This is a genomic window from Barnesiella sp. ET7, assembly GCF_024733785.1.
Classification (GTDB): domain Bacteria; phylum Bacteroidota; class Bacteroidia; order Bacteroidales; family Barnesiellaceae; genus Barnesiella; species Barnesiella merdigallinarum.
The window spans coordinates 83,302-104,460 of the sequence record NZ_JANRHM010000006.1 but is presented as its reverse complement, the minus strand read 5'-3'; the positions used below and the strand labels follow the sequence as shown (position 1 = coordinate 104,460).

General features: G+C 56.1%; 11 protein-coding genes. 9 read left to right on the top strand and 2 right to left on the bottom strand.

Annotated elements, in window-relative coordinates:
• Positions 1-53: 53 nt before the first annotated feature.
• From NW211_RS05295 to NW211_RS05285, 3 genes are all read left to right on the top strand, one after another.
• Positions 54-2,234 (top strand): DUF5074 domain-containing protein, encoded by a 2,181-nt coding sequence (locus NW211_RS05295; protein ID WP_258327172.1) that lies wholly within the window; start codon positions 54-56, stop codon positions 2,232-2,234.
• A gap of 26 nt (positions 2,235-2,260) precedes the next feature.
• On the top strand, positions 2,261-3,223 hold the full coding sequence (locus NW211_RS05290) for a DUF4465 domain-containing protein (protein WP_258327171.1): 963 nt from the start codon (positions 2,261-2,263) through the stop codon (positions 3,221-3,223).
• Between the two features lie 295 nt (positions 3,224-3,518).
• Complete coding sequence (locus tag NW211_RS05285) at positions 3,519-4,484, top strand: DUF4465 domain-containing protein (RefSeq protein ID WP_258327170.1); 966 nt, start codon at positions 3,519-3,521, stop codon at positions 4,482-4,484.
• A gap of 97 nt (positions 4,485-4,581) precedes the next feature.
• On the opposite strand, the gene NW211_RS05280 is transcribed toward NW211_RS05285, so the two are convergent.
• A complete protein-coding gene (locus tag NW211_RS05280; RefSeq protein WP_258327169.1) occupies positions 4,582-5,244 on the bottom strand; it encodes a TetR/AcrR family transcriptional regulator in 663 nt (220 codons plus the stop codon).
• 5 nt (positions 5,245-5,249) lie between these two features.
• The gene (locus NW211_RS05275) at positions 5,250-9,446 is read right to left on the bottom strand and encodes an acyl-CoA dehydratase activase-related protein (protein ID WP_258327168.1); all 4,197 of its coding nucleotides are present in this window, start codon (positions 9,444-9,446) and stop codon (positions 5,250-5,252) included.
• Positions 9,447-9,722: 276 nt separating this feature from the next.
• Here NW211_RS05275 and NW211_RS05270 point away from each other — a divergent pair, with 276 nt between their 5' ends.
• The 6 genes from NW211_RS05270 to NW211_RS05245 all read left to right on the top strand — a co-directional run bounded on the left by NW211_RS05270 (position 9,723) and on the right by NW211_RS05245 (position 21,109).
• Entirely contained in the window at positions 9,723-10,403 is a 681-nt protein-coding gene (locus NW211_RS05270; RefSeq protein WP_087408763.1) for a zinc metallopeptidase, read from the top strand.
• Positions 10,404-10,637: 234 nt separating this feature from the next.
• On the top strand, positions 10,638-11,186 hold the full coding sequence (locus NW211_RS05265) for a DUF3575 domain-containing protein (protein WP_143240939.1): 549 nt from the start codon (positions 10,638-10,640) through the stop codon (positions 11,184-11,186).
• Between the two features lie 15 nt (positions 11,187-11,201).
• Entirely contained in the window at positions 11,202-13,235 is a 2,034-nt protein-coding gene (locus tag NW211_RS05260) for a carboxypeptidase-like regulatory domain-containing protein (RefSeq protein ID WP_258327167.1), read from the top strand.
• A gap of 2 nt (positions 13,236-13,237) precedes the next feature.
• Complete coding sequence (locus NW211_RS05255; protein ID WP_258327166.1) at positions 13,238-16,621, top strand: hypothetical protein; 3,384 nt, start codon at positions 13,238-13,240, stop codon at positions 16,619-16,621.
• A 355-nt stretch (positions 16,622-16,976) separates the two neighbouring features.
• A complete protein-coding gene (gene hisS / locus NW211_RS05250) occupies positions 16,977-18,389 on the top strand; it encodes a histidine--tRNA ligase (protein WP_258327165.1) in 1,413 nt (470 codons plus the stop codon).
• Positions 18,386-21,109, top strand: coding sequence for a calcium-translocating P-type ATPase, PMCA-type (locus tag NW211_RS05245; protein WP_258327164.1), 2,724 nt, complete (start codon positions 18,386-18,388; stop codon positions 21,107-21,109). The genes hisS and NW211_RS05245 overlap by 4 nt, the downstream gene beginning before the upstream one ends.
• The last annotated feature ends 50 nt before the right edge of the window (positions 21,110-21,159 follow it).

The following is a 21,159-nucleotide window of genomic DNA, read 5'->3' as shown; positions in this document are numbered from 1 at the left end:
AACCTCCCGGGGCTCGGCTCCGGGAGGTCCCCTCAAAAAAAGAGATAGAAGAGATGAAACGCTATGTACTCCTTTTGACCGCCTGGGCGAGCAGCCTGTTTGCGCTCGTCGGGGCCTACCCGCTGGCCGATATTGCCAGTTGGACCGGCGAGGGCGATACCGAGGTGGCGCTGGTGATTGCCTGGAACGACGGACGGTCGCCCGAGGCGCTGGCCTGGGGCTATCGGGGTACCGTCGAGACTACCGTCATTGCTATGCTCAACGAGGTGGTGAAGGCCGACCCGCGGCTCTTTTCGCTCACTCGCCGTCAAGGCGGATATACGGTCGACGGCCTCGGCTTCGACCTGAACGGCGAGAATACCGTCGCGCTCGTTGTGGGCGGCAATACCACCTATCCCAAATACCAGACTTCGGGTCTCTTCACCTCGACTCCCGGCAATTACAACCGCTGGACCTGTACCGATGAGGAGGACCACTGGAATTCGCCTTCGGAGGCCGAGCCCGGGGTGTGGCGCTGTCTCGAACAACAGCCCGACGGCACTACGGTCGAGGCCGATGTAAATGCCACCCGTCTGCAAGCCGGCGCTACCTATCTGTTTCTCTACGAGAAGGCCGACGGCAGTCGCCCCGACTATACCGGGGCCGTGGCGGTGGAGCCCTACGAACAGGCCCCCGTCGATTACACGCAGGGCCTCTTTCTGGTCAATGAGGACTGGTATGGCTGGGACAACGGCACGGTCAACTTCCTCACGTCCGACGGACGTTGGGTCTATCGGGCTTTCCGGCGGGAGAATCCCGGCGAAACGCTGGGGGTGACCACACAGTATGGCGCCATCTATGGCGGGCGTTTCTTTTTTGTCTCGAAGCAGGCCAGCAGTACGGCCGATGCCTCGACCGGCGGTCGTCTGGTCGTAGCCGATGCCCTCACCCTGAAGAGGGTGGCCGCCTTCGACGAGATAGGGGGCGACGGACGGGCCTTTGTGGGCGTGGATGAACACACGGCTTACATAGGGACCTCGTCGGGTATCACCCGCTTCGACCTGGAGTCGATGAGTCTGGGCGAAACGATAGCCGGGACCGGTGGCGAGGGCGGCCTCTATGCCGGACAAATCGGTGCCATGGTGCGGGCCGGCAGCTATGTGTTTGCCGCCAAGCAGGCGGTGGGTGTGCTGGTAATCGATGCCACAACCCACACGTTGCACACCACGATCGACCTGCCTACCATCTCGACCCTGACGCTGGGACGCGACGGTGGCGTGTGGGCCGCCGATGCCACGTCGCTCGTGCGCATCGATGTGGCTACACTCGAGACCCGAAGCCGCCTCTTGCCCGACGATTGCCGGGTATCCAGCACCTGGGGCGCGTGGAATGCGGGCAGTTTGTGTGCGGCATATCGAAATAATTTTCTTTATTTTGCAAACGAAAAAGGAAACCAAATTGCACGTTATCATATTCCGACCGACGAATTGGATGCCGACTTCTTCACCCTGCCCGACCAGGACAAGGCCTATGTGCAGCAGTTCCAGGGTGCCGGTCTGCGGGTAGACCCGCGAAACGACCGCCTGATTGTGACGGCGACCCAGAGCGGATACCTGTCGCACTACATGAACAACTGGGTGCATGTGGTCGACGGCCTTTCGGGCGAGCTGCTCGGTACGATAGAGCTCGAGCCCTACTACTGGTTCCCGGCCCTGCCGGTATTTCCCGACAACGAGGCGCCCGTCATCGCTCTTCCCGACCGGCTGTCGATAGGCCGTGAGCCGGTAAAAATCTCGTTGCTCGAAGCAGTGACCGATGCCGACAATCTGTCGGCCTCCATTGTGTCGGCCGTTGAGGTCGAGGATTCCTCGGTTGCTACGGCCCGCATCTCGGGCTATGACCTCACGGTGAGCGGCGTGAGCATAGGGGATACCCGCTTGACCCTCACGGTCAACTCGAACGGGAAAAAGGCGACCCGCACCGTCGATGTGCAGGTGACCGAGGCGAGCGGTATCGACGAGGCGATGTGTACTGCCGTCGAGGCCTGGCCCAACCCGGTGCACGACCGGCTTACGATTGTAGCCGTCGACGGTTCGGTATTCGGGCTGGTCGACCTGCGGGGCATACCCGTTTGCCGGGGTGTCGTCTCGGGTGGAAAAGCGGCCGTCGACCTGTCGTCCATTGCGCCGGGCATCTATGTGCTGACCGTCCAAAATGGCGGTAGCGTGAAAAATATGCGAATTGTAAAACGATAGTTATCAACCAATTAAATCATATAGCAATGAAGAAAATTTTACTTGCGTTGGCTGTTCTTTTGAGCGGCATGGCTTCGGCCGAAAACATTGTGTTGGATTTGTCTACCCCCAATGAACCTATTAATTATGACAAAGATGGCTTGTGGACCGAGGTCTTTAATGATGAAGCCAAGGTGAAATCCCAAGAGTTTACGTTTGCACACAGGTCGCCCTTTCCCCAGTATTCTTGCGGATTCTTTGCCAGTAAGATGACCACCATTTTAGCTTCGGCCGATTATGACGACCAATATGGGTGTATGGCCAAAGGGGGAGTAGCCGGTGAAGGTACTCCCTATCTGGGCGCATATTGGGAAACCAGTAATGAAACCGAAGACTGGAAATCGTGTGAAGTAAAGATTTCGTCTCCTCATTATGCCGTAGGTTGCTATGTGTGCAACAGTCCCTATTCCTATTATGTAATGAAAAACGGGAATAATTATGCCGCTAAATTTGAACAAGGTTCCTGGTTCAAGTTGGTAGCTCATGGCCTTGACGGGAATAGAGACGAAATAGGAAAGGTTGAATATTATCTGGCCGATTACTGTTCGGAAAACTCCGACGAGTGGAAACTCAACGACTCGTGGGAATGGGTCGACCTGAGCTCACTGGGCAAGGTGTCTTCGATTTATTTCACGATGGAGTCGAGCGATACGGGCGAATGGGGCATGAATACACCCGGCTATTTCTGTCTCGATAAACTCACGGTGTCGACCGAACCTTCGTCGGTCGAAGAGCCTACGGTAGCTGCCGTTAAAGCCTACTACAATCGCGCCGATGGTGCCGTGCGCATAGAGTCAGCCGAGCCGGTTATGGCTGCTGTATACAACCTGAACGGTGCTCTGGTACTGAACCAACAGGTAGAAGGTACGGCTGCAATCGACATGAGCGCTTGTCCTTCGGGCGTATATGTAGTGCGCTGTGGCGATTATAGCGTGAAGATTGTAAAATAAATTTTATAGCAAGTGTATGATAATTTATTAGTTAAGTCCCTACTGCCATAGGGTATGGCGCCTCTGGCGAAGTGATTCGACGGAGGCGTTTCTTTTTTTTTTGATTGCTGTAAGTATCTCTTTTTTTAGGTTTATAGTTATACTTTTCTATTGCATGGAGCCGGAGAAAACATTTTTTTGATTTGCCCGATAGGGGGAAAATGGATTCGATGCGTTATCATATCGAAATCGCCCTTCCCGCAAGCGTGAAATGGGGGCGGAAGAGATAAGAATAACCTGTTAAAATGAATTGCAAATGAGAAAGGTATTACTCGCTTTAGCTGTTTGTCTTTGTGGAGCCGCCTCGGCCGAGATTGTGGTGTTGGATTTGTCTAAGCCGGCAGCGGCTATTGAATATAACGAACAAGGAGTGTGGAACCAGGTCTATCAGGACGAGACCCAGATACACTCGCAAGAGTTCACATTTTCGCACGCCTCGTCGTCGCCCTCTTATTACAATGGTTTCATTGCCAGCCGGTCGACGGCGATACTCGAGTCGGCCAACTTCAACGACCAGTGGGGCTGCATGGCCAAGGGAGGTTATGCCGGTGAGGGAACTCCTTATCTGGTAGCCTACTGGGATGCTTATGCCGATTCGGCTTCGGAAGAGAAAAGCTGCGAAGTGACCTTCTCGTCGCCCTATTATGCTGCCGGTTTCTACGTATGTAACAGTCCGTATACCTACTATACGATTCAAAAGGGGAACAACTTTGCCAAGAAGTTTGAGACCGGCGACTGGTTCAAGCTGATTGTTCACGGGGTAGATGCCCAAGGCGAAGTGAAAGGTACGGTCGAGCATTATCTGGCCGATTACCGTTCGGAGCAATCGAAAGACCAACGGTTGAACAACGCGTGGGAGTGGGTCGATTTGAGCCCGCTGGGAAGAGTGGCTTCGCTTTACTTCACGTTGGAGTCGAGCAATCAAGGAGAGCATGGCCCCAAGACCCCGACCTACTTTTGCCTCGACCGTCTTACGGTTCTGACTGCGCCCTCGTCGGTCGAAGAGGCTGTGGCTCCTGCCGTCAAAGCCTATTACGACCGTGCGGCCGGGGTAGTGCGGGTAGAGTCCGATCGTCGGGTCGACGCCACACTTTACAGCCTGAGCGGAACTCCGGTTGTGACTCAGCCGATAGATGGTACTGCAACTATCGATATGACAGCCTATCCTTCGGGTGTTTACGTAATACGCTGTGGCGAGTACAGAGTGAAGATTGTAAAATGACTTCTATAAAAAGTGTATGATGATTATTGTTAGCTAAGTCTCTACTGCTACAGTGAATGGTGCCTCCGGCGAAGTGATTCGACGGGGGTGCTCCCTTTTAAAGGGGCAGGCCTTCCCGGGGATTGAGCAGGAGCAGGATTTGTGCGATGATATGCTGTTTCCATTGAGGCAGAAACCGGGCATACTCCTCGGGGTCATCGTCGAAGAAAAGCTTTTGGGAGAGGTTGCGGCTGAGGAACGGGAAGGTAATCTGGCTGTAAAAGGTCATAAAGAGGAACTGCATCGGTACCTTTTCGAGATGGTTCTTGTCAATCTCCTGTTTGAGCAGCTCGCCGATGTGGCTCAGGTACTGGTCGAAATTGAGGGAGTAGAAGGTGTCGATAAGGTGGTTCACGTCGCGGTGAATCTCACCGATGATGAATTTGGGCAGCAGGGGGTTGGACGAGAAGATACCGAAATAGATGTCGATTACCTCTCCGAGTTTCTTTTCGAACGGCTCCTGTTTGGAAAAGATGGCGTCGATATGGGGCAGAAAATGGCTCACAATCGAGGCAAATACCGCTTGGAACATCTTGTCCTTGGTACGGAAATAGTAGTGCAGCGTGGGGCGGTTTATTCCCACGACGGCCGCGATGTCGCTCATCGAGGTTTGCTCGAATCCTTTTTCGATAAACTCCTGTTTGGCCGCTTCGATAATGCGGGTTTCTATATTTTCGGTTGCTCCGCTTTTGGGGACGGTATGTGTCGGTTGGGTTTTCATGGTCGTTAGGCTCTTAAGTGGTGGGTGAAAAGCAACAATCGGTTGGTTACATTCACGCTGCTTACACCGCTGTCAAAATCCAAAGATAATAAATTTAATTCAGGATAGAGCATGCGCAGTCTCTTTTCGATGCCTTTCGATACAATGTGGTTGGCAATGCAGCCGAAAGGTTGTAGCGAAATGACATTGTGAATACCCTGTTTCGTAAACTCGATGATCTCGGCCGGGAGCAGCCACCCCTCGCCGAACTGGGCGGCACCCGATACTACGCCTCGGGTGTTTGCAGCCTCTTCGTAGATGTCGCTGAAGGGGACGAAGTAGCGGAACTCCGAGCCCGTGCGGTTGAACTGCGCTATCCGTTTGTCGATGAGCCTATAGGCCATCCGGGAGAGGAAGTGGGGGATGTGCTGCTTCGACAGGTACATCGACTCCTTGTTGTCCCGGTTGACGAATCCCTGCATGAAGAAGGGCAACAGCAGCGGCGGGGCAACCTCGATGCCCTGTTCGGTAAGGACGCGGACCACGTGCTGGTGGGCAAAGGAGTTGAACTTCAGGAAAATCTCGCCCACTACGCCTACGCGGGGGCACGTTTTGTCGAGGCAGATGCCGTTGAAATCCCGGGCGGCCCGGGCTGCATATTCGACCAGCAGAGACGGCGTGTTGTCGAGGATAGGCTTCTCGGCCATGGCCAGATATTGGTCGCGCAGACGGGCTGCGGCTCCCGGCTCCCGTTCCCGTACGACCGAGGCGTGGTAGAACTTGGAGATGGTATCGGTGTAGAGCAGGGCATTGAGGGCTACCGACAGTATCTTGCCCCACTTCAGTTCGAATCCCTCTTGTTCGTTTACGGCCTTTCGTCCCAGCCCCAGCGTGACGACCGGTACATGGCCGAACCCGGCATCGAGCATGGCCCGCTTGATAAGGGCCAGGTAGTTGGTGGCGCGGCACTGTCCGCCGGTTTGGGTGATGGCTACGGCCGTGTGGTCGAGGTCGTATCGCCCCGATTCCAGTGCCTTGATGATGTCGCCCACGATGAGGGTGGCCGGGTAGCAAACCTCGTTATTGGCATATTTCAATCCCGTCTCGGCCGAAGCGGCATCGCTCGGAGGCAGCACTTCGACGTCGTATCCCGACAGTTTGAAAAGCGGTACCAGCATGGGTGTGATGTACTCCGACATGAAGGGGGCGATGATTTTTCGACGGCGGTCGCTTTTGTGGAATACCTGGGTCGTGCGGAATGCTTCGGTCGTGACGGGGCGATTGTTTTGTCGCAGGCTCTCGACCAGCGAGCGTACCCGCAGTTTCAGGGAGCCTATGTTGTTCACGTCGTCGATTTTCAACAGGGTGAATGGCTTGCCGTTGCGGTGCAGGATGTCGCGGATTTCGTCGAGCAGGAACGCGTCGGGGCCGCAGCCGAAGGAGGTCATCTGCACGAAGTGAATATCGTTACCTTGTCGGGCCACCCATTCGGCGGCCTTCAAGATGCGGTTCATGTAGGCCCACTGTTTGACGAGGTAGGTGTCGTGGGTATCGATTCCGTCATCTCCCCGCACGATGTCGTCGGAGATGACATTCACCCCCAGGTTGGCAATCATCTCGGAGAGTTTGTGCTGTACGAGCGGGTCGGTGTGGTAGGGGCGCCCGGCCAGTAAAATGACAGGTTCGCCCTTCTGCCGGCTCTCCCGTACGATGGCTTCGGCCTTTTGTCGGATGTCGATGGTGTATTGTCGCTGGGCTTGCCAGGCCTGCTTCACCGCTTCGCGGGCCTGTTCGTGCGGGATACCCAGTGTAGCCAGGTAGCGGGTGCACTGCTTGGTGAGCAAGTCGATGTCGGCAAAGGTGATAGCCGGCGAGTCTACCGGTATGTCGGGCGACATGGCACTGCGTATCACGTCGGAATATCCGGCTACGATGGGGCAGGTATAGCTGTTCGACATCTTTTCGTCGTTCTCGTGTTCGTAGACAACATAAGGGAGGAATATGCGGTCGACCTTCTTTTGTACGAGATTCTGGATGTGGCTGTGCACCAGTTTGGCCGGGAAACAGATGTTGTCGGACATGACCGTGTGCAGTGCCTTTTCGTAGCTGACGAAAGTCGACAGGTCGGAGAGCACGACCCGGATGCCGCAACGGGTGAAGAGGGCGTGCCAGAAGGGATAGTTCTCGTAGAGATTGAGTACCCGGGGAATCCCCACGACCGGCGAGCCCTGTTCGGGAGTCGCCCGGTCGAAAAGCAACCGGTACTTGTAGGGGTAGATGTTCTGGCCGGGATTTTCGCTTTCGCCCCGGTTGGTGAATATCCGTTCGCATTTGTTTCCCGAGTAGAAGGTGTTGCCGTTGGGGAAGGTGTAGCGGCATACGAAGCAACGGTTTTCGCAACCGCCGCACTGAATCTGACGACTGGTGTAGCCGGTCGAGGCAAGCAGCGAGTCGAGTGTGCGGGGTGCCGACTGCCGTTCCAGCGCCTGAAGGGCACAACCATAGGCCCCCATCAGTTCGGGGTGGTTGCTTCGGGCTACCTGTCGGCCGGTTTCCAGTTCGAAGGCCCGCACGATAGCGTCGTTGTGCATGGTGCCTCCCTGCACGACAAGGGTATCGCCCAGCTCTTTGCTGTGCTTCAGTTTCAGTACCTTGTAGAGGCAGTTTTTTACGACCGAGTAGGAGAGGCCTGCGGCAATGTCGGCAATGGTGGCCCCTTCGCGCAGTACCTGTTTGATTTTCGAATTCATAAATACCGTGCAGCGGGTCCCCAAATCGCAAGGTCGCGAGGCGGTGCAGGCGGCTTGGGCAAAGTCGGAAACCTTGTAGCCGAGCGTGCGGGCGAAGGTCTCGATGAATGAACCGCATCCCGACGAACAGGCTTCGTTCAGCTCCATGCGGATGATGGCTCCTTGCTTGACAAAGATGGCCTTCATGTCTTGCCCGCCGATGTCGAGGATAAAACTTACCTCGGGCTCCATCTGCCGCGCAGCCTTGTAGTGGGCCATGGTCTCGATCATGCTCCCGTCGAGGGCAAAGGCCGCCTTGATAAGCTCTTCGCCATAGCCGGTCGAGCACGAGCCGATGATGTCGAGTCGGGTCTGCCGGTCGTCGCACTGTTTCTTCAGTTCGGCGAGTCCCTGGCGAACCGCCTCGATGGGGTTGCCCAGATTGGGGGCGTAGTGGGTGAAGAGGATAGCTCCGTCGGGGGCCACGGCTACAATCTTTGTCGTGGTAGAGCCCGAATCGATGCCGAGTACTGCCTGCTGGTGTCCCGGTGCAAGCGGCCGTGAGGGCCAGTTGTAGCGGGCCTTCTCGGCTTGCCATCGCTCATACTCTTGAGCCGAAGCAAAGAGGGGAGGCAAAGAGGCCTGGCGGGGTGTGTCGTTGTGCCGGGCGATGGCTTGTGACAGGCGCGAAAGCGAGGAGACTTGGTTCTCATCGGCACACAAGGCGCATCCCAGAGCGGGCAGCAAGTTGCCTCCGGCCGGGAGGATGAAGTCGCTCTCGGCAATTTGCAGGTAGTCGGCAAAGGCCTTGCGCAGGGCCGGGATAAAGGTGAGTGGGCCGCCACACAACAGGATGGGCGGGCGGAAGGTCCATCCCCGCGACAGTGTGACAATCGTCTGCACGGCTACGGCATGGAAAATCGAGGCGGCAATGTCGGCGAGAGGGACGTTGCGACTGACCAGGTTTTGGATGTCGGTTTTCGAAAATACACCGCATCGGGCAGCGATGGGATGGATGTGATCGGCCTGCAGGGCCAGTTCGTTCAATCGCTCGATGCTCACGCCCAACAATACAGCCATTTGGTCTATGAAGGCTCCCGTGCCGCCGGCACAGTTTCCGTTCATGCGCAGGTCGATATTCTCGCCTTGAAAGAGGACTACCTTGGCATCCTCTCCACCGATGTCGATCAAGGCCGAGGCTTCGGGGTATCTCTCCTGAGCGTACCGGGTGGCGGCTACCACCTCTTGTACAAACCCGGCCTGCAACTGTTCGGCCGTGCCCATACCTACCGAGCCGGTGACGGCGATGGCCGTAGTCACGTCGCCCAGTTGCTCGCGGGCTTCGCGAAAGTAGGTTTCGAGCAATCGGTTTACTTGAGCGTTGTGCCGTTCGTAGCGCGAGAATACTACCTGTCCGTGGTTGTCGAGAATCACCATCTTGGCGGTCGTAGAGCCAACGTCTAACCCTGTTCTGTAATAGTTGGTCGCTTGCATGAGTCGATGATTTGAAGTCAAAAAAATAATTTGTCTTATATGTCTGACTATGCTGTCAGACGCAAATGTAGAGATTATTCTTTGACCTTGGAACTCTTGTTAAATTTTTTTGGCTTTTCGGGTAGGACGAGGCTCTTTCTTCATTTGTTCGGATTTTCTGTTCGAAGATTCTGATTTAACACAATTTGGTTATAACTCCTCTTGAATTAACACAATTGATGCACTATTTCCTATATATTTGCGGCAGGTTACTAACAGAAAATAAAAGAGAAAGTCATGATTTATGTCTTGTTCATAGTCATTGCGTTGGTGAGCTTCGCCGTACAGCGTACGTTGCAGAGCAAATTCGAACGCTATTCGCAAGTGCCTATTCCCTATGGACTTACCGGTCGCGATATTGCCATGCGTATGTTGCAGGAGAATGGCATCAATAATGTCACGGTGACACAGATCGACGGTCGCCTGACCGACCACTACAACCCTACGACCCACACGGTCAACCTCAGCCGCGAGGTCTACTACGGCAACAGCGTGGCTGCTGCGGCTGTAGCTGCTCACGAGTGTGGCCATGCGGTACAGCATGCCCGAGCCTATTCGTTCCTGACGTTGCGCTCGGCTCTGGTTCCGTTTGTCAGCTTTGCTTCAAACTGGGTACAATGGATTTTGCTGATTGGTATCTTCACCATACAGGTGATGCCTCAGATTATGCTTGTAGGTATCATTTTGTTTGCTGCCACTACGTTGTTCAGTTTCATTACGTTGCCGGTCGAAATCAATGCCAGTCAGCGGGCTTTGGCGTGGTTGAATCAGGCCGGTGTGACCGATGCCACGACTCACGACAAGGCACAAGATGCCCTCAAGTGGGCCGCCTACACCTATGTAGTAGCTGCTCTGGGATCGTTGGCTACGCTGGTGTACTACATTCTCATTTTTGTGGGAGGTCGTCGCGACGAGTAAGGAACGATACCATACCGTTTGAGCCGATAGATGTACAAGCCGTTGCTCCGTGTGGGCAGCGGCTTTTTTTAAAAGATATAAAAGTAAAAGCTTTTTTGGTAAATATGAGCAATTTGCCTACTTTTGCGATAGTTTTTGTTTAAGGTCTAATTTTTTTTTGAATGGAATCGTTGGCAAAGTGCTTCGGGTGAAGTCTGCCGGCGAGACGGGTCGTTGATCGACCCGATAGAACGTATGAAGAAATATTGGTATAAGATTGTGTGGATAGCGTGTGCTATCCTATGTACTCAATTTGTCAATGCACAGCGCGTAGCGCTTAAGAGTAATGTAATCGACTGGGCCACACTGTCGCCCAACCTGGCACTGGAGATGCGGCTCAACAGCCGGCTGACCCTCGATATTAGTGCCACGGCCAATCCGTTTACGTTTTCCGTTGCCGACGTAAAGGCCACACATGCCCGATTGCAACCCGAGTTGCGCTATTGGTTCAACCGTCCCATGGCCCGCCATTTCGTGGGCCTTAGCTTTCTGGGCGGGTTGTACAACATGAACATCAGGCAACATCTGTATCAGGGCGATATATGGGGCGCCGGGCTGTCGTATGGCTATGCGTTCGTATTGAGTAGGCACTGGAACCTCGAGGCTACGCTCGGTGTGGGTATGGCCCGGTTGCGGGCGTTCGATTATCGCGAAGGCGAGGAGAAACCCGCTACGCCCAACTTGCGCAAATGGTCGCCGATTCCCATTCGGCTGGGCCTTTCGTTTTCCTATATATTCAAGTGATAATAATTTGTGATTATGCTGATAAATAGATTACGCTCCTGCTGGGTGGCAGGCGCTTTGATTGGGGCTGCACTGCTGCCGCTGTGGGCTCGCGACATCAATGTGCGGGGAACGGTCACCAATATCGAGGGTGAGCCGCTCTACCGGGTGAGCATCTTCAACGCCGCTACCAACAAGCTGGTGGGGGCTACCAATGAGGATGGCAAGTATTTGGCGAAAATCGATTCGGAGGGCGATTTGCTCTTCTCGTCGCTGGGATATGAAGAGAAACAAGTAGCCGTGCGTGGCGAACTGACCATCGATGTCGAACTCGAACCTTCGGCCGTGGCGCTGAACGAGGTGGTAGTCTCGGCCAAACGCATCGTCGACAAGGTGGTGCCCGAGCCTACCGATATCGAGGTGAAGGGCAACTACTTCCATGTGAAGACCCGGGTGAAGATTCCCCGCGAACTCTTCACGACCGATGCCCGCATGATTATACAACCGGGTATCTACAATGTCTCTCGCGGGCAGATGGTCTTTCTCAAACCGGTAGTTTTCGACGGCAAGGAGTATGCCATCACGCAAGAGCGCATGTACGACTACGACACCCGGCAAGACCCCTTGTCGCAATATGTGCAGATAAAAACTACCTCGTCGCGCAAGGACGATTGGGTGGGCTACAACGACTCGACCTATGTCGAGAACCCCAACGACGACTTCCGTTGCGACATGATGGTGGCGATGGAGAACTACAACCGGGTGCTCTACCGCGATACCTTTGTGATTGCCCGCGGCGTGGTCAACCCGCTGCGGTTCCTCGAGTACGACATTCCCGGCAGTGCGGTGAAGAACGAGCGCTTTTTCCCGCAACCCGAGATGCAGTTGCGCGATACCCGGGGCGATGTGAATCTGACTTTCCGGGTCAACCAGAGCCGGCTCAACCTCGACGACGGCAACAACCGCGAGGAGATGCAACGGCTGGTAGCCCGCCTGCGCGAGGTCGAGAACGACCCCAATGCCCGGCTGAAGAGCTTCTCCATTGCGGGAACGGCTTCGCCCGACGGTAGTTACGAAAAGAACCTGAAGTTGGCCGGGCAGCGTATGTCGTCGGCCATGGATTGGGTGTTGAAAGAGCTGAACGAGTCGACTCGTCGGCAACTCGATATAAGTACCGATGCCGCGGTAGAGCCCTGGAGCCGGGTGGTCGAACTGCTTCGGGCCGACGGCAAGAACCAGGAGGCCGACGCCATACAGGCCATTATCGACCAATACCCCGACAATCCCAACCGGCAGTGGCGCAAGGTGGTGTCGCTGCCCTTCTATCGTCCGCTCATTACGGGCACCTATTTGCCGCAGTTGCGTCGGGTCAGCTACGAACTGCTCTTCTCGCAGTATCGCTACCTCACCGACGAAGAGATAAGGACTCTGTATCGGACCAACAGTGCCGAGCTCACCCGCAACGAGTTCTGGCGGTTGTACAACCAGGCCGGTTCGGCCGACGAGCGCGAGGCGATATGCCGGCGGGCTCTCGAGGTCTATCCGAAGTTCCTGGTAGCTGCCACCGACCTGGCAGCCCTCCTTATCGAGAAGGGTAAGCCCGATGCCGAGTTGCTCGTCCCCTATCTGAGTTTGCCCGAGTTGCCCGATGAAACCCGGCTCAACCAGGTAGTCGCCTGGATGGCGGTCGGCAAGTTCGGTCAGGCCGATTCGTTGGCCGCCGATTTGCCCGATACCGGGGTCTATCACAAGGCCAGGGTGTATGCGGCGGCTTTGAACGGCAGGTACAGCGAGGTGATACAGGAGGTTTCGGCCGATTCGCCCTTCAACGAAGTGTTGATGTTGCTGGCCATCAAAGCCAACGACCAGGCCTGGGAGAAGGCCAAGCTGTTGGGTAACTCGGCCCGCGAGAACTACATCAAGGCCGTTGCGGCCAATCGTGTCGACGAAGTGGTGCTCGCACTCTCGTATCTGGAAAGTGCGTTCAAGAAAGACCCGTCGCTGCGCGATGTGGCCAGCATCGATGGCGATGTGCTGGAATTGTTGCAACAACATGATGATGAGGAGTAAGTATGAAAAGGAAAAATTCGAAATACAGTATGCGTGGTTGTAAAGGGGCAGTAAGGTGTGCCTGCCTGTTGATGGTGCTGTGTGCGTGGAGCGCGTCGGCCCAGACACAGGAGGCTGCGAACAACGATACGACCCAGTTCAACGGATTGAATTACATGTTACAGCGTCCGGCCAGAAACGAGCGCTTTGCCCGGAAAAAGTTTGGCGACCACCTCTTCTTTACGGGCGAGGCGGGAGTCACTGCCGTCCGCTCGGCCGGGACTCTCTTTTCTACGCCGGGGTTGGGGCTGCGTAGCGGTCTCACGGTGGGCGACTGGTTCACCCCCGTACATGGCGTGCGGCTGGGGCTGAATGCCGGGTTGCACAATGGACTGGGCGAGGTCAACCCCTATTTTGCCGGACTCTCGGCCGACTATCTGATGAATCTCTCGGCCTTGTTGCACAAAGACAATGCGTCGCGCATCTTCGAGTTGATAGGGGTAGCCGGCGGTGAATATCAACTGTTGTACCGCCGGGGCAACTGGAACCACGGCGGAGGTTTCAGACTGGGTATGCAGACGCGCTTCAACTTCTCGCCGCTCACCTTCTTCTACCTCGAGCCGCGGGTAGGTATCTATACCGACGGCATCGACGGCATCTCTACCTGGATGCGATACGACTGGGAGGCCTCGCTCATGGCCGGTCTGGGGTATCGGTTGCTCTCGGCGCCGGTACGTCGGCACGAATCGTTCTGGGGGGCTAATCAAGGTCTCTTCTTCTCGTTGGCAGGTGGTCTGTCGTCGACCTTGACCAGTTCGTTGAATCCGTTGCTCGACTCGGGTTATACCGCCATGGTGTCGATTGGCGAACAGTTCACGCCGGTATCGTCGCTGCGCTTGTCGGGGACGGTCCGTTATCTGAAAACCGACCGGAATACCCATAAGGCATCGGTAGGAGCCCAGCTCGATTACCTCTTCAACATGCACGCCCTCTTCGGTGGATATAACCCTGGTCGGGTGTTCGAGATGTCGGGCCTTTTGGGAGCCGGTTATCACAAGGTGGCTGTCGATGAAAAGCTCCAGAGTCGCTGGAGTGTGGGGGCCGGTTTGCACGGCGAGTTCCGCTTGTCTGGAAATCTGGGCCTGTTCATAGAGCCTCGGGTCGATGTCTTTGCCAACGGAGCCTGGGGCGACCACCTGAGTGCGGTAGACCCGTTGGCTTCGGTATGGGCCGGACTTACCTATCGGCCGGTTTCGCCTGCAATCAATCGCTCGACTATCGAGCAAGACCCGTTCGACTTGCCTCGGAGCATCGGCGACCTCTACCTGACGATAGGCGGTGGCTTTGCCAGTGTGCTCAATACCTCAATCTCCGACCCGTTACCCAACAAGGGTTATCGCCTGTTCGGCGGTATAGGCACCTGGTGGAATCCGGTTTCGGGCGTGCGGTTGCTGGCCAATTTCTCGTCGCTCGATGCCCGCTTTACGACGCACCACACGTGGGCCGTGGGTGGTCAGCTTGACTATCTGTTCAACCTGACTAACCTCTTCTATGGTTATGATCGCAGCCGCCTCTTCTCGCTGAGTGGGGTGGCCGGTCTCAATTACGATTTTGTATCGTCGGAGGGCTATTTCCAGCACAGCGTGGGTGCAGGTGTAGGTCTGCAAGGTCTCTTCCGGCTCAACGATATGTTTGGCTTGTTCATCGAGCCCCGTCTGATTGTAGGGCAGGATAACCGTTGGGAACAGCAGCTTATCTCGAGCATCGATGTCGTGCCCACGATTACGGCCGGTCTCACCTATTCGCTCTATGGCTACGGGCGCACACATGGTACGATGGAGAAGGCCCAGGAGTTCCGCCACGAAAACTTCGTAGACCATATATTTTACGGAGCAGGCGTAGGTGTTGCCGGTATTATGCACCGCAATTTGGTTTTTCATCCGCTCGACCGCATCGGGCCCATGGCTTCGGCCTATGTGGGCAAATGGTTTACGGGGGCATCGGGTGTGCGGCTCTCGGCCGGTGCCGGTGCTTATCGCGACTCCGAAATCGGGTATCGCAAGTTCGGCCTCGTGCAACTCGATTATCTGTGGAATATCAATTCGACCCTTTACGGCTATAACCCGTCGCGCATCTTCGAGACTCACCTGGGGGTAGGTGCCGTGCTCTCTTATGCTACCGGCAACCACACGGGATTCTACCCCGGAGCCGCCCTGAGTCTGCAAGGGTTGTGGAATGTCGGTTCGGGTATCGGCTTGTTCGTCGAGCCTCAACTGCGGGTATTCGGGAAGAACTACTCGCGCGAAGGTATTGCCAGCTTGCCGGTCGACATGCTCACCTCGGTGAACGTGGGCCTTCAATACCGGCTCAACCACTACGACTACCAGGCCAATCATGCCGCCTACGATACCGACAACAAATATTTCGTGTCGGTAGGCTATACGGGTCGCTGGCTCCGGAAGTCAGGACTGCAGTTCGCTCCGGGTTATGGAGCCACCCTCTCGCTGGGTAAGTGGTATACTCCGCTGTCGGCCTGGCGTTTGGGCTTGGACTACGGCTACTATCGCACCCAACCGCAATATATGGCCTTGTCGCTCTCGGCCGACTATCTGTTCAATCTCTCGGCCTTTACCGTAGGGTATAATCTCGACCGCTTCTTCGACCTGCTGGTATTGGGTGGTGTGTATGGCGGCGTGGGCAATTGCCGGAAACAGAACGAATTTGTGTATGGAGCCCGGGCCGGCGTTCAGGGACGGTTCAACCTCTCGTCGGGGATAGACCTGTTTGTCGAGCCGCAACTCGTGGCTTCGCACCTGCCTCACACCTATGGCAGTGTCGATACCGAAGCCCGCGTGCTGGTGGGCCTCAACTACAAGCTGGGCCGCAATGCGGTAGAGGGTGGCCGTCGTGCTCCCGACCGCAACACCTTTGTATCGGTATCGGTAGGCCCTTCGCTCTTCAGCGAAACGATATTGATGGACCGTTACCGCAAGGTGTCGGTCGCTACCGACATTGCACTGGGTCGCTGGTTTACGGCCGCATCGGGTGTATCGGTAGGGTTGGGCTATGACTTCATTACCCCGAGAACTTCGCCTACACTCAACGTAGGGACGCTCCATGCCGACTATCTGCTCAACCTCTCGTCGCTACTCGAGCCCGACCCCGATCGTCGGTTCCACTTGATTGCCTCGTTGGGTACCGGTCTGGGCTGGAGCAACTACAACCGCGATGGCGGTATAGGCTGGGTGGCTCGCGGTGCCGCTCAGTTGCGCTGGAACGTATCGCGCACGCTCGACCTCTTTGTGGAGCCTTCGATGACCCTCTGGGACGATAAGCTGTTCGAAACCAACACTCACCACTTTATCGGCGTAGGCCGGGTTTCGGTAGGAACCGCCTATCGGTTTTGACGCACGACTATGATATTGCAGGCGCCCGACTCTCGAGCGTGAGTCGGGTGCCTGCGTTTTTCAGAGGTCGTGGCCAGGGATACCTGTCGTCGGCTTTCGGGGCAGGATACTCGGAAGGGGGGGGTGAATACCGGCTTTTTTCTCAAGGATAAAGAACCAACTATATCGCGGAGTATGTGCGCTATATCACTTTTTTGCATTATCTTTGCTCGGTAAAAAAGCGAAGGCAGCAGATACCCGATAGGTTTCGATTGGACAGCCGGGCCGTGAAGCCTGCAATCGGCAAGGTGGCTGCCGGGATAGATTGAAGCCGGGAGCTCTCCCCGCGAAGAACATAAAATAGACAATGAAAAATATGATGGCAAAACCTTCCATTCCCAAAGGTACGCGCGATTTCTCGGTCGACGAGATGGCCAAGCGCAATTACATATTCGATACGATAAAACAAGTTTTTGCTCTCTATGGGTTCCGGCAGATTGAGACGCCGGCCATGGAGACCCTGCAGACCCTCATGGGCAAATATGGCGAGGAGGGTGACAAGTTGCTCTTCAAGGTGCTCAACTCGGGCGATTTCCTCTCGGATGTTTCGGAGGCCGACCTGGCCGAGCGCAATCTCAACCGCCTGGCTGCCCGCCTGTGCGAGAAGGGGCTCCGTTACGACCTCACCGTGCCCTTTGCCCGCTTTGTGGTGATGCACCGCAACGAACTTACCTTCCCCTTCAAGCGTTATCAGATTCAGCCCGTGTGGCGGGCCGACCGTCCGCAGAAGGGGCGTTATCGCGAGTTCTACCAGTGCGATGCCGACGTGGTGGGCTCCGACTCGCTGCTGAACGAGGTAGAGCTCATCGAGATGATCGACGAGGTATTCTCCCGTCTGGGCATACGGGTAGCCATCAAGTTGAACAACCGTAAGATATTGAGCGGTATAGCCGAGTGGATAGGGGCTCCCGAGAAGATTGTCGACATTACTGTGGCCATCGACAAACTCGACAAGATGGGGCTCGACAAGGTGAATGCCGAACTGATGGAGAAGGGGCTTTCGCAGGAGGCTGTGGCCCAACTGCAACCCATCATCCAGTTGCAGGGCAGCAACGAGGAGAAGCTGCAGGTGCTGCGCCGCGAATTGGCTGGCTCGGAGACGGGCTTGAAGGGTATCGACGAGTTGGAGTATATCTTGCAGAAACTCTCGGCCTCGCCGTTGCGCTCGACGCTCGAGATAGACTTGACATTGGCGCGCGGCCTCAACTACTATACGGGTGCCATTCTCGAGGTGAAGGCGCTCGATGTGCAGATAGGCAGCATCACGGGTGGCGGCCGCTACGACAACCTCACCGGTGTATTCGGTCTGCCGGGTGTATCGGGCGTGGGCATCTCGTTCGGTGCCGACCGCATCTTCGATGTGCTCAACCAGCTCGACCTCTATCCCAAGGAGTCGATGCAGTCGACACAGGTGCTCTTTGTCAACTTCGGGGAGTGCGAGAGCCAGGTCTGTCTGGGCCACCTCGCTCGGTTGCGGTCTGCCGGCGTGCGGGCCGAAATCTATCCCGAATCGGCCAAGATGAAGAAACAGATGAGCTATGCCGACTCGATAGGGGCCCAGTATGTGGCTCTGGTGGGCGAGACCGAAATCGCCGCCGGCAAGATAGCTCTGAAAAACATGACTACGGGCGAGCAGTCGTTGCTCTCGCTCGACGAGGTTATTGCCCTTTTGCGTAACCGGCAAGAAACGATAAAAGAAAATAAAACCATAGATAGATTGAATCGATGAGCTCGAAATTGGAATACACCGGCTTGACTGAGGCCGAGGTGTTGAAAAGTAGGGAAAAGTATGGCGAAAACGTGTTGACGCCACCGGCCCGAACCCCGATGTGGAAATTGTTTCTGGAGAAATTCTCCGATCCTATCATTCGTATTTTATTGGTAGCTTTGTTGCTGTCGATAGCCGTTTCAGTCTATCACGTGGCAACCGGCGAGGCCGGAGCTTCGGCCCTGTTCGAACCGGCCGGCATCGCCCTGGCCATCCTGCTGGCTACGGTGGTGGGCTTCCTCTTCGAGATGAGTGCCGCCAAGAAGTTCGACATTCTCAATCAGGTGAACGACGACCTGCCCGTGAAGGTGGTGCGGGGCGGACATATTGTCGAGATTCCCAAACGTGAGGTGGTGGTGGGCGACATCGTCATGCTCAATGCCGGCGACGAGATACCGGCCGACGGTATTCTGCTGAGTGCCGTCTCGGTGCAGGTGAACGAGTCGTCGCTCACGGGTGAGCCCATGGCCACCAAGACGACGGTCGAAGCCGACTTCGACAAGGATGCTACCTATCCCTCCAACGCCGTGATGAACGGTTCGACCATGCTGGGCGGCTATGGCGTGATGCAGGTGACTCAGGTGGGCGACGCTACCGAGTATGGCAAGGTCTATACCGGCTCACAAATCGAGAACAATACCCAAACTCCGCTCGACAAGCAGCTCAATACGCTGGCATCGTTCATCACGAAGGCCAGTTATGTGATTGCCGCTATCATCTTTGTGGCCCGCACGGTCATCTACCTCACCGACCATCCGGTGCTCGACTGGCTCAGCTTCGGCAGCTATCTGCTCTCGACGGCCATGATTGCCGTGACCGTTATCGTGGTGGCCGTGCCCGAGGGGTTGCCCATGAGTGTGACCCTGAGTCTGGCCATGAGCATGAAGCGTATGCTGGCCAACAACAACCTGGTGCGCAAGATGCACGCCTGCGAGACGATGGGTGCGGCTACGGTCATCTGTACCGACAAGACGGGAACCCTCACCCAAAACCAGATGCGGGTGAGCGAGGCTGCTTTTGACTACGCCTCCGACTCGAATATCAAAGCGATTATTGCCGAAGGCATTGCCGCCAACTCGACGGCTCACCTCGACGAGGGTACCAACGGGGTGAAGGTGCTGGGTAACCCCACCGAGGGGGCTCTGCTGCTGTGGCTGGCCGACCAGGGTGTCGACTATGCCGAGTTGCGCAACCGGGCACATGTGGTGGAGCAGCTCACCTTCTCGACCGAGCGCAAGTATATGGCTACGGTAGTCGATTCGCCGTTGCTCAACCATCGGGTGGTTTATGTAAAGGGTGCCCCCGAGTATGTGATGAATTTCTGTTCGCAGATGGTTACGGCCCAGGGGCTCGTGCCCATGGAGAGCAGCCGTCCGGCTGTGGAGGCGAAACTGTTGCAGTATCAGAACCAGGCCATGCGTACTTTGGGCTTTGCCTATGCGCTGGTAGGTCCCGACGAGCCTTACTTCATCGCCGGCCATCTGTCGCCTCATATCCACCTCACCTTCCTGGGTGTGACCGCTATTGCCGACCCCGTGCGCAAGGAGGTGCCCGAGGCTGTGGCCGAGTGTCTGAATGCCGGTATCAAGGTGAAGATTGTGACGGGCGACACCCCGGCTACGGCACGCGAGATAGCCCGCCAGATTTCGTTGTGGAAGCCCGAGGATGGCGACCGCAACATCATCACCGGTACCGAGTTTGCCAACCTCTCCGACAAGGAGCTGCTCGAGCGTATCCCCGACCTGAAGGTGATTGCCCGCGCCCGCCCCATGGACAAGGAGCGGCTGGTGAAGCTGCTGCAGTCGCAAGACGAGGTGGTGGCCGTGACCGGCGACGGTACCAACGATGCTCCCGCCCTCAATGCCGCCCAGGTGGGCCTCTCGATGGGCGACGGCACCTCGGTAGCCAAGGAGGCCAGCGACATCACCATCATCGACAATTCGTTCGGCAGCATCACCAAAGCTGTGTTGTGGGGCCGTTCGCTCTATCGTAATATCCAGAAATTCATTCTCTTCCAGATGACCATCAACGTAGCGGCCTGCCTCATCGTGCTGCTGGGGGCCTTCCTGGGCACCGAGTCGCCGCTCACCGTCACGCAGATGCTGTGGGTGAACCTCATTATGGATACCTTTGCCGCGCTGGCTCTGGCCTCGCTGCCGCCCGACGAACGGGTGATGCGCGACAAGCCCCGCCACCTCAACGACAATATCGTGACCCGTGCCATGGGCAAGGGCATCATCGGTACCGGTATCGCCTTTGTGCTGCTCCTCTTCGGGCTGCTGCAATACTTCAAGCATGTCGATGTCACTTCGATAGCCCAGTTCGACCTGAGTCTCTTCCTGGCCAACTTCTTCAACTTCAGCCCCGTACACGAAGGTCTCACCCGTTACGAGCTCACCCTCTTCTTCTCTATATTCGTCTTCCTGCAGTTCTGGAACATGTTCAACGCCAAGGCCTTCGGCAATGTGCAGTCGGCCTTCAGCCGCTTGAACACCTGCAAAGGCTTCCTGTGGGTAACGCTCATCATCCTGGCCGGGCAGATACTCATCGTGAGTGTGGGCGGTGCGCTCTTCAGCGTGACCCCGCTGCAGCTCATGGATTGGGTTTATATCTTTGCCGCTACCTCCATTGTGTTGTGGATTGGCGAGATTTATCGACTCATTCGCAGAATTGTGGCATAAATTGTTGATAAAAAATGCGCCGATTTGTTGCGTAGTCCAAAATAATCGTT